General features: G+C 53.1%; 10 protein-coding genes. 5 read left to right on the forward strand and 5 right to left on the reverse strand.

The window, feature by feature from the left end:
• Positions 1-82: 82 nt before the first annotated feature.
• From H6F94_RS27070 to gyrB, 3 genes are all read right to left on the reverse strand, one after another.
• Positions 83-1138 carry a branched-chain amino acid ABC transporter permease gene (locus H6F94_RS27070; RefSeq protein WP_190805374.1) on the reverse strand — a complete coding sequence of 352 codons (1056 nt, stop codon included), beginning with the start codon at positions 1136-1138 and terminating at the stop codon, positions 83-85.
• 207 nt (positions 1139-1345) lie between these two features.
• On the reverse strand, positions 1346-2539 hold the full coding sequence (locus tag H6F94_RS27075) for an ABC transporter substrate-binding protein (RefSeq protein WP_190805375.1): 1194 nt from the start codon (positions 2537-2539) through the stop codon (positions 1346-1348).
• Positions 2540-2762: 223 nt separating this feature from the next.
• On the reverse strand, positions 2763-4685 hold the full coding sequence (gyrB, locus tag H6F94_RS27080; protein WP_190805376.1) for a DNA topoisomerase (ATP-hydrolyzing) subunit B: 1923 nt from the start codon (positions 4683-4685) through the stop codon (positions 2763-2765).
• Between the two features lie 137 nt (positions 4686-4822).
• On the opposite strand from gyrB, the gene miaA reads away from it, so the two are divergent.
• The 3 genes from miaA to H6F94_RS27095 all read left to right on the forward strand — a co-directional run bounded on the left by miaA (position 4823) and on the right by H6F94_RS27095 (position 9637).
• Positions 4823-5731: a tRNA (adenosine(37)-N6)-dimethylallyltransferase MiaA gene (gene miaA / locus H6F94_RS27085; RefSeq protein ID WP_190805377.1), complete on the forward strand. Its 909-nt coding sequence runs from the start codon at positions 4823-4825 to the stop codon at positions 5729-5731.
• Positions 5732-6217: 486 nt separating this feature from the next.
• A complete protein-coding gene (locus H6F94_RS27090) occupies positions 6218-9043 on the forward strand; it encodes a 5'-nucleotidase C-terminal domain-containing protein (RefSeq protein ID WP_190805378.1) in 2826 nt (941 codons plus the stop codon).
• 351 nt (positions 9044-9394) lie between these two features.
• Positions 9395-9637, forward strand: a complete 243-nt coding sequence (locus H6F94_RS27095; RefSeq protein WP_190805379.1) for a DUF7219 family protein — start codon at positions 9395-9397, stop codon at positions 9635-9637.
• 279 nt (positions 9638-9916) lie between these two features.
• Here H6F94_RS27095 and H6F94_RS27100 read toward each other — a convergent pair whose 3' ends face one another.
• Both H6F94_RS27100 and H6F94_RS27105 read right to left on the reverse strand, forming a co-directional pair.
• Positions 9917-10342: a YidH family protein gene (locus H6F94_RS27100; protein WP_190805380.1), complete on the reverse strand. Its 426-nt coding sequence runs from the start codon at positions 10340-10342 to the stop codon at positions 9917-9919.
• A gap of 67 nt (positions 10343-10409) precedes the next feature.
• A complete protein-coding gene (locus H6F94_RS27105) occupies positions 10410-11612 on the reverse strand; it encodes an MFS transporter (RefSeq protein WP_190805381.1) in 1203 nt (400 codons plus the stop codon).
• 52 nt (positions 11613-11664) lie between these two features.
• Here H6F94_RS27105 and H6F94_RS27110 point away from each other — a divergent pair, with 52 nt between their 5' ends.
• Both H6F94_RS27110 and sppA read left to right on the forward strand, forming a co-directional pair.
• On the forward strand, positions 11665-12081 hold the full coding sequence (locus tag H6F94_RS27110) for a hypothetical protein (RefSeq protein ID WP_190805382.1): 417 nt from the start codon (positions 11665-11667) through the stop codon (positions 12079-12081).
• 12 nt (positions 12082-12093) lie between these two features.
• On the forward strand, positions 12094-12894 hold the full coding sequence (sppA, locus tag H6F94_RS27115; RefSeq protein ID WP_190805383.1) for a signal peptide peptidase SppA: 801 nt from the start codon (positions 12094-12096) through the stop codon (positions 12892-12894).
• Positions 12895-13878: the final 984 nt, after the last annotated feature.

Below are 13878 nucleotides of genomic sequence, written 5' to 3' on the forward strand. Positions count from 1 at the left end.
CTTATAAGGCATACAGACATTACAAAACCCGGTAGGGGTTGGGTCCCCCAACCCTAAACCCTCGCCACCAACCAACACCCTTTCACGACCGGCTGGCTGTGCCTCGCCCAAACAACCCACTCGGACGCACCAGCAACATCAACAACAGCAGCGCAAACGTAATTGCATCGCGGAAACTACTGTCGATATAAGCAGCACTCAACACCTGAATTAAACCAATCAAAAACGCAGCCAGCGCCGCCCCGCCAATGCTGCCCATGCCGCCCACAATAATGACCGTCAAGCCAGCCAGTTCAATCTGATTGCCCATGTCATAGCGCAAATTATTGAACGCCAAACCCAGCAACACCCCCGCCGCGCCTGCCAGTGCCCCCGACAGAAAAAAGGTCTGCGACACCACCCAATCAACATTGATACCCAACAGCCGCGCCGTGCGTTCATTAAAAGCAATTGCGCGAATCGCTCGGCCCAAATTGGTGCGGTTAATCAGCAGCACCAACGCCAGCATCAAACTCAGCGCCACGCCAAACACCCCAATCTGCACCGGTGTCAGCACCACATTGGGCAGCACCGCATAAGCCCGACTCGCCACTGGATCCAGCGGAAAGCGCTGCTGCTGCGCATTAGTCGCACTGCGCACCAGACTCACCAAAATCGTAGAGGCCCCAATCGAAGTAATCATCGGCGCTAGAGGTGGCACCGCTCGCTGACGCAAAGGCCTCACCGCTCGCCCATCCTGCACCAACCCCGCAATCATCACCGCCGCCCCCAAACCCACCACACTCAAACGCAGCGGGTCCGTAAAGCCAGCAATTAACCCCACCAACAGCACCACAAAACCTAACCACAGAATCAAACTGCCCGTCGTCAGAGCCCGCAAAGGCTTAAAAGCCAACCGATCCAACAACCCCGCCAGCAACCCCGCCGCCACCATCGCCACCGGCAAAGCCAAATACAACGGCCACCCCAACCGAGTCACCACCACCCAACCCGCAAACGCCCCAATCATATAGGTCGCCCCGTGGGCCAGATTCAACACATCCAGCACCCCAAACACCAGCGTGTAGCCCATTGCAAACAGCGCCAGCGCACTACCTCGCCAAAGGCCATTTATCAACTGCTGCGGCAGATCGTCCATAGTCAGCTCAAACTCGCATCAAAAATGGCATGAATATTGAGCGGAGACCTAACCCACCCAATCCCCTTCCCTTACAGGAAAGGGGGAAGCACAGAGTTAGCACCCTTCTCCCCGTAGCAGAAACTTATTAGAAACTGACCCAAAACCAACACCTCCCACTAACTCTTCTCCCCTCTCCTCGCAGGAGAGGGGCCAGGGGTAAGGTCCTCAACTCCCAAACAGCGTAAACTGCCCATCTTTCATCGCCTGCACCACCGGCGCATAGAGACAATCACCCTGCTCATCAAAAGAGAATTTGCCTAGTACCGTATCCAGATCTTTGGTCTGTGCTAGTGCCGCCTGAATCGCTTTTGGATCTGCAGAATCAGCCGTCTTAATCGCATTCGCCAAGATGTAAACAGCAGCATAAGCCTGAGCGGCAAACTGGTCTGGCTCACTGCCATATTTGGCTTTAAACGCCTGGACAAATTCAGAGTTGCCCGGTGTAGTGCTGCCGACAAACCAGGCCGCACCCGAAATCGCCCCATTCGCCGCAGGTCCCGCAATCTCGGCTAACTTCGGTGAGTTAAAGCCGTTACCACCGATAAACGGCACAGTCTCCGGAATGCCCAATTGCCGCGCCTGCACCATAATATTGGCTCCCTCTTCGGCCAGGGCTGACACGATAATCGCATCAGGATTTAAGCCTTTGATTTTGGTCAACTGCGGTGCGAAATCGGTGTCTCCCTTCTTAAAGGTTTCAGTAGTCAAAACCTCGATGCCTTGGTCGGTCAGTGTCTTCCTGAAAACGTCATAGCCGCTCTTGGTAAACACATCATCGTCGCCATACAAAACCGCGACTTTTTTATAGCCCAGTGCCGCTTGCGTGGTCTTGATCGTGTTGGGAATCACCACCGATTCTGGCAAGCTGGCGCGGAAGATAAAATCGCCAATTTCTACAATCCCTGATGCTGTATTGGAAGCCGCTAAGACAGGAATACCAGCAGCTTGCGCTTGCGGATCAGCCGCTTTGGCAGAGTTACTAAGGGTTGGGCCAAGAATGGCCGCAACTTTGTCCTGGTTGATCAGCTTGTCAAATACAGCAATGGCCTGTTGTTTGTCGCCAGCATCATCTTCGATCTGCACCACCAGTTGGCGGTCGCCCAGCAGCTTTTTCGCATTGATCTCTTCCACTGCCAACTCAGTCGCCTGCTTCTGCGGCGAACCGTAGGCAGCAGCACCACCAGACAGCGACCAGACCGCCCCGACTTTCACTTGAGCAGCACTGCTGGCATTGGTAGCGGTGCCAGTAGCAGTGCCAGTGGCGCTAGTAGTGGGAGCCTCGGCAGTACTGCAAGCCGCCACGGTGCTGGCAAACAGCATCAACAAGAACAGACGCCGCCGAATCCTCCAGGTGTTCATGATCAGCTTCAGCAGAATAGAGCAACAGGTATCTTACCTGGCAGTTGTCCCCAGGCCGATACTCTTCAGAAAACTTAGGCTCTCAAGCTTATGGGCTCTCAAGCTTATAGGTGCTAAAACCAGACGCCCCAGTTATCTCAAGGATGACTGGGGCGTCTGGTTTTAGCTTAGAAGCGAGCTAGGTTCAAAGCCAGCCTAGATATCAAAGCCTCAAGAGCAGAGCTTAAATATCAAGGTCAGCTAGAGCCAGCTTAGAACCATAGGTTTCGATGAACTCGCGGCGTGGTGCCACCCGGTCGCCCATCAGAATCGTGAAGATCCGGTCGGCCTCGGCAGCATCGTCAACTGCGACCCGTTTAAACGTGCGCGTCTCTGGATTCATCGTGGTATCCCAGAGTTGCTGCGGCATCATTTCACCTAAGCCCTTAAAGCGCTGAATCGTGTAGTTAGCATTAGCAGGGAACTCCGCAATGCGTCGCTGCAATTCGCGGTCGCTGTAGCAATAGACGTGGGACCGGCCCCGCTCCAACTTATAGAGAGGAGGGCAAGCAATATAGATGTAACCCTGATCTACTAAGTCGCGTTGATAGCGATAGAAGAAGGTCAACAACAGGGTGCGAATGTGAGCCCCGTCCACGTCAGCGTCAGTCATCAGCACAATGCGGTGATAACGCAGTTGCGAGACGTTGAACTCTTCGCCCTTGATACCCAGACCCAAGGCCGTAATCAGCGCCTGGATTTCGGTGTTCTTGTAGATCTTAGAGTCTTCGGTTTTCTCGATATTGAGGATCTTGCCGCGCAAGGGCAGAATTGCTTGGAAGCGTCGGTCGCGACCTTGCTTGGCGCTACCGCCCGCGCTATCGCCTTCCACAATATAGATCTCGGACTCACTCGGGTCGCGGGAGCTGCAATCAGCCAGCTTACCGGGCAGGGTCGAAGATTCTAGTGCCGACTTGCGTCGAACTAACTCACGGGCGCGACGAGCAGCCTCTGCGGCGTTAAACGCCTGGATTGCCTTCTCCAAAATGGCATCGGCCACATTGGGATGGAAGTCGAGGTACTCGGTGAGCACTTCGCCCACCAGCGACTCAACAATGCCGCGCACTTCGGTATTGCCCAGCTTGGTCTTGGTTTGGCCCTCGAACTCGGGGTCAGGCACCTTCACCGAGATCACGCCGGTTAGTCCCTCGCGCACGTTCTCGCCCGCCAGGTTAGCGTCGTGTTCCTTGAGCTTGTTGCGCTTGCGAGCAATGGTATTGAAGGTGCGGGTCAGAACCGCTTTCAGCCCCTCAATGTGGGTGCCGCCTTCTTTGGTGTGGATGTTGTTGGCGAAGCCTAGCAACGTGTCGTTGTAGGAGTCCACGCACCACTGGAAGGCCACCTCGACCTGCACATTGTTGCGCTCACCCTGCACGTAGATGATCTCTTCGTGGATGGGCTGCTTCTCGCTGGTCATGTAGGCGACATATTCGCGGATGCCGCCCTCGTAGCAGTAGACCTCTTCGCGGGGCTTATCGATGCGCAGGTCAGTAAAGGTGATTCTGACACCTGCGTTTAGATAGGCCAGCTCACGCAGACGGGCCGCCAGGGTTGTGTAGTCAAACTCGACCGTTTCGGTGAAGATCTCGGTATCAGGCTTGAAGGTGACCTGGGTGCCGTGGCGGTCACCGCCGATATTTTTAGTCTTGAGTTCTGCTGCCGCTACACCCCGCTCGTAGCGTTGCATAAACTGCTTGCCGCCGCGCCAAACAGTGACCTCTACCCACTCGGAGAGGGCATTAACGACGGACACACCGACGCCGTGCAAGCCGCCAGAGACCTTATAGCCGCCGCTACCAAACTTACCACCCGCGTGCAGCACGGTCATTACCGTCTCTAGTGCTGACTTACCGGTCTTGGGGTGAACATCAGTGGGGATACCGCGACCGTCATCGGTAACGGTGACAGAGCCCTCGGCGTTGATGCTGACTTCGATGTGGGTACAGTAGCCGCCGAGCGCTTCATCGACACTGTTATCCACCACCTCATAAACTAAGTGATGCAGCCCTCTTGGCCCTGTAGAGCCAATGTACATACCGGGCCGCTTACGAACAGGCTCCAGACCTTCTAGAACCTGAATCTGCTCAGCGCTATAGCTACTGGTCATAAATCGGACGCTCCGGAGGGCTTGAAGGGGCGTTGAGCCTAGCAAGAACCAAGGCTGGCCCGAAAACGCTCATCAATTCTAGCACACCCGCCTTAGAGACGCCCGTAGGCGCATCAGAGCAAAGGGTTGGACGGGGGATGGATCAAGTCAAAAAATGGCATCCTGAGCAGCCTGGCCTCGTCGTGATCGTCGGCCCTACAGCTAGTGGTAAAACGGCACTAGCAATCGAGGTTGCACGCCACCTGAGTACAGTTGTCCTCAGCGCGGACTCACGGCAGATCTACCGGCACTTCGATATTGGCACCGCTAAACCTAGCGTTGAGGAGCGCCAGCAGGTGCCGCACTATTTAATTGATATTGCTGAGCCGACCCAAACTCTGACCCTTTCGCAATACCAAGAACAGGCCCAAGCCCTGATTGCGCAGTGCCATGCTCAGGGCCAAACGCCGGTTCTGGCTGGTGGGACGGGGCTCTATATTCGCGCTGTGGTGAATGGGCTGAAAATTCCCCGCGTGCCCCCACACCCGGAGTTGCGGCGACAGCTGACAGCACTGGGCCAGACTATGCTTTATCCGATGCTGCAACAGGTTGATCCGGCTAGTGCAGAGCGCATTCACGCTAATGACCTGGTGCGCACGCTGCGGGCACTAGAGGTGTTTTACGTAACTGGCGTCCCCTTAACGCAGCAACAGGGCGAGTCGCCACCGGCTTACCCGATTTTGCAGCTTGGCCTGGATTGCACTGACCTAGAGGTTCGAATCCGGCAACGCACCCATACCATGTTGCAACAGGGCTGGCTAGAGGAAGTTCAGCAGTTGCGGCAGCGCTACGGAGCCGATCTGCCTTTGTTCGAGACCTTGGGCTATCGGGAAATGAGCCAGTATCTCGACAGCAAGCTCAGCCTGACAGAGGCGCAAGAACTCACGGTTATTGCAACTCGCCAATTTGCCAAGCGGCAGCGCACCTGGTTTCGAGCTGACCCACGCATTCAGTGGTTTCAGAGCGATTCGAGCGACCTTATGACTGAGGTGATCAAACTTCTGTAAGGGTTGTTCAGAGGGCATCGGGTTTGTCCTTACCTTCGTTCCCTATCTGAAGTCCTAAGCACAAAAATTAAGCGCAAAGATCATATCTCTGTCCTTAGTGGTTACCGGCTGGGCAGCACTTGTACGATGCGCTGGCCTTAGACCTAGTCAGGCCTCGGAACTAGTCAATGCAGCTGCCTACTTTTTTAAGGTCCTCTTTAAATCAACTCAGTTCAGTCATTCCGATTCTCAATCGTAGTCTGGCCCTTGCCTGAAACAGCTATGAGTCTTACAGGCTGTATAGAGTCAGCAAAATTACAGGCTTTAAGGTTCACTTGGTGACAGCTTTAACCTCTCATGACCTGTCCTTAACCCTGGCCACTTACCTTCAAGGATGTTCAGATATGCTGAGCCATTCTTGCCAAGCTGCTTGATAGGTTTCCGTCTCAGCGTCGATCAGCTTCCATCGTGCAATCGCTGCACATCCTAATATTTTCTTGGCAATTCATGGCAACTTTTACACTGCAAATTCTGCACGCCTCTGACTTAGAGAGTGGCATCCCTGCGTTGACCGATGCCGTAAACTTTTCCACGGTAGTTAATGCGCTCAGAGATGACTATGCCAACACCCTGACCTTGTCTTCGGGCGACAACTATATTCCAGGTCCTTTTTTCTCAGCGGGCAGTGACCCCAGCTTAGCGAGTGTGATCGGCGCAGCCGGACCTGGACGGCCTGACATCGCGATCATGAATGAAATTGGCTTTCAGGCCGCTGCTTTTGGCAACCACGAATTTGATTTAGGAACGTCAACCATTCAGTCGCTAATCGTTCCTAGTGGCAGTTACGCTGGAGCCCGATTCCCCTATCTCAGCAGCAATTTAGACTTCAGCGGTGATGCCAATTTGCGCAACCGTGTGGTTGTTGACGGCCAAGATTTCACCACCATTACTGCTGCCAATTCCGGTCGAATTTCTGGCAGCGCTGTAATCACAGTCAACGGTCAGCGCATTGGTTTAGTGGGTGCAACTACACCGACCTTGCCCTCAATTTCGTCGCCCGGTCCCGGCGTTGGCGTTACCCCTTCTCCATTTGCCAGCACACCAACACCGCAGCAACTGGATGCGCTGGCAGCTGAGATCCAATCTTCGGTCAATGCCTTAACAGCCACCGGCATCAATAAAGTGATCGTGCTGGCTCACATGCAGCAACTCTTTATTGAACGGGAATTGGCAAAACGGCTGAGAGATGTCGATGTCGTGATTGCGGGAGGTTCACACACCCTGCTACCCGACAGCACTGATCGGCTCAGACCTGGAGATACAGCTCCCGCTGGCATCGCTTATCCAATTGTCGAAACATCACCCACGGGTCCCGTTTTAGTTGTCAATACAGCTGCCAATTACACCTATGTGGGTCGCCTAGTTGCTGAGTTTGATGATGCTGGACAGATCAATGTCAACAACTTGAATCCGGCAATTAATGGCGCCTATGCCACCGATGCTGCTAGCGTTGCAGCTCTGACTGCGCTTAACTTGGCTGGCGGTGCAACAGCAACCCCGGATCCAGAAGTCGTGGCAATTACCAATGCCTTGCGGTCGGTCATTGTTGCTAAAGATAGCAATATTTTCGGCAGCACCAATGTTTTTCTTAATGGCACTCGTGATGATGTTCGCACCCAAGAAACCAACTTGGGTAACGTAACCGCAGACGCCAGTTTATTTGCCGCTCGACAAACCGATCCTAGCGTCGTCATTGCCCTCAAAAATGGTGGCGGTATTCGCGATAATATTGGCACGGTACAAGCGGCTCCCGGCTCGACCAATCCCAATGACTTCATCAGGCTGCCTCCCCCTGCTAACCCATTAGCAGGCAAAACAGAAGGACAGCTTTCTCAACTGGATATTGAGAACTCTTTGCGGTTCAACAACAGCTTGAGCTTGGTGACGGTTAGCGCGCAGCAGTTGCTGCAACTAATTGAGCATGGCGTTGCAGATACAGGCCCCGGACGAACTCCTGGTCGGTTCCCGCAAGTGGGTGGCATGGCTTTTAGTTTCGATGCCAATCGGCCTGCTGGTGATCGAGTGTTGTCGCTCGCCATCAAAGACGAGAATGGCAGAACGTTGGATGTCGTCGCCGATGGCGGCGAGTTGCTGGGCGATCCGAACCGAACTTTCCGCATGGTCACCTTGGGCTTTTTGGCCAGTGGCGGCGATGGTTATCCATTTCCAACCACGGGTCTCAATCGGGTTGATTTAGGGCCTGCATCCGGGGGTACTTTCACCACACCGGGAACCGAACAAAAGGCCTTTGCTGATTATGCAAGAGCCCGTTTCAACACCACATCATTTAATGTCGCTGATGTCGGTCCCGCTCAAGACACGCGTATTCAAAACCTGAGCGCCCGAACCGATACTGTCTTTAATGACGCTATCCGAGGCAATGCTGGCAATAACAATCTGTCTGGCAACGCTCGAAGCAACATCATTTTGGGGCGGGCAGGTAATGACCAACTGAATGGCTTGGCGGGGGACGACGACTTGTTTGGGGGTGCTGGCAATGACCGGCTATTTGCAGGAGCGGGCAGGGACCGTTTAAGCGGCGACATTGGCAACGACCGTTTGCTGGGTGATTTGGGCAACGACGTTCTTGAAGGTGGTCTGGGAGTTGACTTCTTGTTGGCTGGCGCTGGCAATGACCGGATAACTGGCGGTTCAGGCGCCGACAATTTGAATGGCGGTGCAGGATTTGATGTTGCCAGCTACCGCAATTCCAGCACTAGGGTGAATGTCAATCTCTTCACGAGTCAAGGGACTGGCGGTGATGCGCAAGGCGACCAGTTGCAAGCCATCGAGTTTTTGGAAGGGTCTTTTCTTGCTGATACCTTAGTCGGCAGTGCGAGAGCGAATGTGCTCAGTGGCTTGGCTAGCGACGACCTGCTCAACGGGGGTGCTGGCATCGACCGCCTCATTGGTGGGGCTGGTAACGACCACCTGCTGGGTGGGACCGGTCGCGATGTGCTCTTCGGTGAGGCGGGGGACGATACGTTGGTCGGCGGTGCTGGTCCAGACCGGTTAGTGGGCGGATCGGGCAGCGATCGCTTTGTAGCTGCCCTTGGTGCTGGAGCGGACACAATCATAGACTTTACGGACGGCCAAGATCTCATTGCCTTATCTGCCGGTCTACAGTTTGGGCAATTGACGATCAGTCAGGGTACAGGAGCCACTCAGAACAACACGCTGATTCGGGCCAATGGTGCCAGCACCGAGCTGCTAGCAGTTTTAGTGGGAGTCCAGGCAAATCTAATTACCGCAGCTGACTTCGTTACTGCTTAACCGGCCTGCCAGAGTAGGGCGCCACTAAGGCTACAGTCAGGCAGACCTGCCTGTGCAGCTTCTGGAATTCCCAGAAGCTGCACAGGCAAATTTACTTGAGTTCGAACTCAGATTCGCTCTTAAGTCGCATTTACAGTCACTCAAGAAGATGTATCTTCAGAAGCCAACCTCGGAGCCAGAGAGCCAGCTGGAGGCCATGAGCAAATACTTGAAGCACCTACCCAAACAGGTTAAGATGCGGTTAAGAAAAAATGCTAAGTGCGAACAGACCGTAGCGTACAGATCTCTGGGCAACTAGGACTCTGAGCTACCTGCTGCCGAGGCGATGCATAAAGTTTAAAGAGGGTTTCTATGAACGACCATTCTGACTTTTTGTGCCCCCGTAGCCGTTACTACGGTCAGGTCAAGGCCGAGAATTTGGTTTTCAATGCCAATCTGCAGGAGTTTTCCCATCGGGTGAGCATTATCTGCTCTCTAGAAACCGGTGGCAAAATCACACCAGAAGAGTCCTATCGGCAGATCAAGACGCTTTGGAAACAGCTAAAGCAGAGTAAGAAGCAACTGGGCATTGGCATATCTTCCGCCAACCCTTAATCTAGACCAAGAATTTAGGCAAGCTAGAACAGCAGCGCCATACCTAAGCCAGCGAGTAGTAGCACGACTCCTAAAGGATCACTGGTCGTGGCCAGAAGATACGCCCCTAACGCCAACATGACCCAACCTGCTACCTTCATTGTTGATTCCCCAATTCCTCTAGTCACCCCTTGAGCGTTAAGCCTACTCCGCCAAGAGACACTTTGGTTCCCCCCCCTGGCTGAGCAGGTTTGGAGGCTTTGCCACATAGCAGACTACCCCTAACCAGGTTCTAGGCAGTTATGGGTGAGCAGTTGGCTTGCGTGGAGCTTCCAGTTTGGGTTGTGTGCTGTTTTTGCGCCAAAGCACCAGGGGCATAGTGAGAGTTCCTAACCCTATCACTACAGCTGTCACAATCCAGATCAACAAACGGCTGGGCTGGTAATCGCTACGCTCAATTTGCTCAAAAACCTGGTTGTAGCGCCAAGCGGCTAGGGCAATTAAAGCAACTCCAGCAATAACCAGACTGATGCCGAGACCTCGCGCTCCCAAGGTATGCGAATTGCCATCACTCGCGGTGGTCAGATTGACTTGCAGCTCCTGAAGGAACAGACCAAAGCGGGCAATGGCAAAGCCAAAACCGATCAGGGTAACTGAGGTCCGTAACCAAGCTAAGAAGGTACGCTCATTAGCTTGATGCTCGCGTTGACGGTCAATCTTAGTCATGCTGCTCACCCTGTTCGGTTGTTAAGTTTTGCCGCTATCAGCCATCACGGTAGTAGTCACGTAGGCTTCACTGCTGACCTACAGCAGGTCGAAACACCCAGAGCAGAACTGCTGCGGCTACTGCAAAAATGCTGCCAATGGCGAAGGTCGCACCTGAGCCAAAATGTTGCCACAAGCTACCTGCTAGCAAACTAGCTGGCAACAGGGCTACCCCAACTGCCAGGTTGAGAAAGCCCAAGGCCGTCCCTCGCAAGTCTCCAGGCACTCGATCTGCTACCAGTGCCAGCAGCACTCCCTGGCTCAAGCCTAAGTGCAAGCCGTAGAGCGCGAACAAGCCCCAAACTTGCCAGGGGCTTTGGGCTACAGCAAAGCCCAAATAAACCAAGGCGTAGAGGAGGAATCCGGCCACCAACAGCCCGACGCGTCCCAGGCGATCAGAGAGAACTCCTACTGGATAAGCGCTAGCGGCATAGGCTAAGTTCACCACGACCAGCCCCAGAGGCACTAGGGGGGTTGCGATTCCAAGTTGTTCCGCCTTCAACAGCAAAAATGCATCACTGGAATTGCCTAGATTAAATAGAAGTGCCACCCCCAGTAGCAACCAGTAGGCTCCTTGCAAACGGCGCAAAGAATGCCAATGCAAAGGCTGAGTGCGCCGTTGCCCCGCTCCCGGCTCAAGTTGGTATTTCTGGTTCTGGGGCTCACGCACACCCGCTGCCAACAACACAACGGCCAAGACACCGGGAATCAAGGCAGCCCAGAACACCCAACGAAGTTTGCCACCCCAGGCCAGCATTAGAGCTGAAGCGATCAAAGGCCCTAAAAATGCCCCGATTGAATCCAGAGACTGACGCAGACCATAAGCTGCACCCCGCAAAGCAGGAGGTGTTGTATCAGCAACCAAGGCATCGCGGGGAGCAACTCGAATGCCTTTACCAACCCGATCGCCAAAGCGAGCTGCTAAAACCCAGGCAGGAGTGGTAGCTAAAGCAAACAAGGGCTTGACCAGCGTAGACAGGCCATAGCCCAGCACAAGCAGGTTCTTGCGCTGTCCCAAATAGTCGCTCAAAGCGCCCGAGAAAATCTTCACCACCGAAGCAGTCGCCTCAGCCGTGCCCTCAATCAGTCCCACCGTCAGGGTCCCCGCCCCCAGGCTTGAGACCAGAAACAGCGGCAGTAAGGAGTGAATCATCTCCGAACTGATATCGTTCAGCAAACTGCCAAATCCAAGAACCCAGACATTCTGAGGAATTCCTTGGGGAACTTTCACAGGTCGCGCCACAGTAGAATAGATTCAATCAGATTACAGATTGTTACAGCTCATGGGGCAATTCCTTCGACCCTGGCGTTCCTGGCTCACCCGGTTACTGACCCTGATGGTGGTTGGGGTACTGTGTATGGGTTGCGCCTCAGACCGCAACCCGAGCGCTGTCCGTCGTCCTGTTCAGCCAGCCAATGGAGCAGCAATGCTCAGTGGCTCTAAGTTGGGTATCGACTGGTTGGAGGCGGCACCAGAGTCTAAGGTTGCCTTTTGCACTGAAGCGATCAGTGCCTTCCGTGGGTCTGCTGCCCAAAGTTACATCATCAGTGCTGGCGTTCAGAGTCTAAATCCTGAAAGCTTCTGCTATCGCCTCGATCAGTATTTCGCAATCGAAGAAAACCAGGCGCAGCGATTAGAGTCTGCGGCGGCGATCGCCCCCATCCTGTTTGCGGATACTCCCAATCCTTTTACTTCCTGATGACCTGTTCCTATGCCCTGGCCTTTTAACAAACGCCGCAACGCGATTGCTCGAATTGAAGTTTCGGGTGCCATTGGTGGCAAAACCCGCAAAGACGTGCTGGGATTTCTAAAGTTGGTCGAAGAGCGCAAGTTCCCAGCCCTAGTACTGCGCATTGATAGCCCTGGTGGCACAGTGGGCGACTCTCAAGAGATCTATACTGCCTTTAAAAAGCTGCGAGATAAGGTCAAAATCGTCGCCAGTTTTGGCAATATTTCTGCTTCCGGTGGCGTTTACATCGGCATGGGAGCGCCGCATATCATAGCGAACCCCGGCACGATTACTGGCAGCATTGGCGTCATCTTACGGGGCAATAATATTGAACGATTATTAGATCGAGTCGGTGTATCGTTCAAGGTCATTAAATCCGGTCCTTATAAAGACATCCTGGCCTTTGATCGAGAACTAACAGAACCGGAGAAGAATATCCTTCAAGATCTAATTGATGTCAGTTATCGCCAGTTTGTACGCACAGTTGCGGAGGCCCGAAACCTCACCGAAGATGCAGTCCGAGCCTTTGCCGATGGCCGCATCTTCACAGGCGAGCAAGCCCTGGACCTGGGTGTTGTCGATCGCCTCGGCACTGAAGAAGATGCTCGTCGCTGGGCAGCTGAGCTGGCCGGTTTAGACCCCGAAAAAGCCAAGTTTGTCGATCTTAGATCCCCCAAACCCTTTTTCTCCCGCTTAGTTCCTGGCTCTGCTGATGCCTTAATGAACTGGACCGAATTCGAACTGAGCACGAATGGTCAACCGCTGTGGATGTTCCGGCCCTAGCGGCTAGTTAATGCACAGCAGGTTTCACTGTAAAGAGTGAGCATACATCATAAAAGGAGAGCTATCTCGATTTGGGATAGCTCTCCTTCTATGGATTAGCCTTATTTAAGATTTGTTTTGAATCGTGCAAATTAAGCTGCGCAAATTAAACCATCTACTGCCACTTCTACTGGCAGCTACTCTCTATCGTTTTAGAGCGGCTTGCAATCTTCGCGTTCCCATATCAAGCGACCTGGTCGCTGGTTGCTGGGAGCTTTCGGGCTCGCTTGAGTTCTGATGGGCAACAAAATAAGAACAGCCATCTTGAACACCAAGAGTGAACTCTCGGGAAATCATCATCCATTCAAATAAATTTTGATAATCTAAGCTGCTAGTGTCGTCAAGGCCGCAGAGTTTCTTGCCACAGTGATAACCTACGTTAAATCCTTGTTCGTAGATCTCTCTCTGACCTTGGGAAAATCTTGTCTTGTCCATGGTAAATCTATGGTTAGAGCAATAACTTTAAATACTTGGTTTTTAGCTTTATCTGACTGACGGGATAGCTGCTAGTTTTTGAATGCTAGAGTCAGACTCAGCCTTACCATTAATTGCTTGGGCTTGAACATTGCCTTGGCTCAACACAACCCAAAGTAGAAAATAAGAAACACCGACCGCATTCACTACAGCTAACAACGAGAGGCAACAAAAGAGAGTAATTCTTTTCACGGCGATGCTTTCAATAACCTACTAATAAATAAGATGCCCCTGTGCCCAAGGTCTGTTCTAACTAGGAACCCAAGTTCATAGATCATTTATAGGATCATTTATAGAAGAAACATGTTTGAATGCCTTCAGCAACTGGAGTTAGCAATCGAGGCTGGCAGCTTAGGTTTGGTCTTTTGAGTTTGAGACTTGTTAACCTAGAGTTTGACCACCCGAAAACTACTTTAATTGAGGGCTAATCAAGCCCAAATTCAAGCTTGGCATCAGTAAATATTCGAATAG

It is taken from the genome of Leptolyngbya sp. FACHB-261 (assembly GCF_014696065.1).
In the GTDB taxonomy this organism is placed as follows: Bacteria; Cyanobacteriota; Cyanobacteriia; order FACHB-261; family FACHB-261; genus FACHB-261.

Excerpts from the sequence above, each read along its gene's own strand:
- H6F94_RS27070 (WP_190805374.1), bottom strand. The coding sequence starts at position 1,138 with ATGGACGATCTGCCGCAGCAGTTGATAAATGGCCTTTGGCGAGGTAGT.
- H6F94_RS27075 (WP_190805375.1), bottom strand. The coding sequence starts at position 2,539 with ATGAACACCTGGAGGATTCGGCGGCGTCTGTTCTTGTTGATGCTGTTT.
- gyrB (WP_190805376.1), bottom strand. The coding sequence starts at position 4,685 with ATGACCAGTAGCTATAGCGCTGAGCAGATTCAGGTTCTAGAAGGTCTG.
- miaA (WP_190805377.1), top strand. The coding sequence starts at position 4,823 with ATGGATCAAGTCAAAAAATGGCATCCTGAGCAGCCTGGCCTCGTCGTG.
- H6F94_RS27090 (WP_190805378.1), top strand. The coding sequence starts at position 6,218 with ATGGCAACTTTTACACTGCAAATTCTGCACGCCTCTGACTTAGAGAGT.
- H6F94_RS27095 (WP_190805379.1), top strand. The coding sequence starts at position 9,395 with ATGAACGACCATTCTGACTTTTTGTGCCCCCGTAGCCGTTACTACGGT.
- H6F94_RS27100 (WP_190805380.1), bottom strand. The coding sequence starts at position 10,342 with ATGACTAAGATTGACCGTCAACGCGAGCATCAAGCTAATGAGCGTACC.
- H6F94_RS27110 (WP_190805382.1), top strand. The coding sequence starts at position 11,665 with ATGGGGCAATTCCTTCGACCCTGGCGTTCCTGGCTCACCCGGTTACTG.
- sppA (WP_190805383.1), top strand. The coding sequence starts at position 12,094 with ATGCCCTGGCCTTTTAACAAACGCCGCAACGCGATTGCTCGAATTGAA.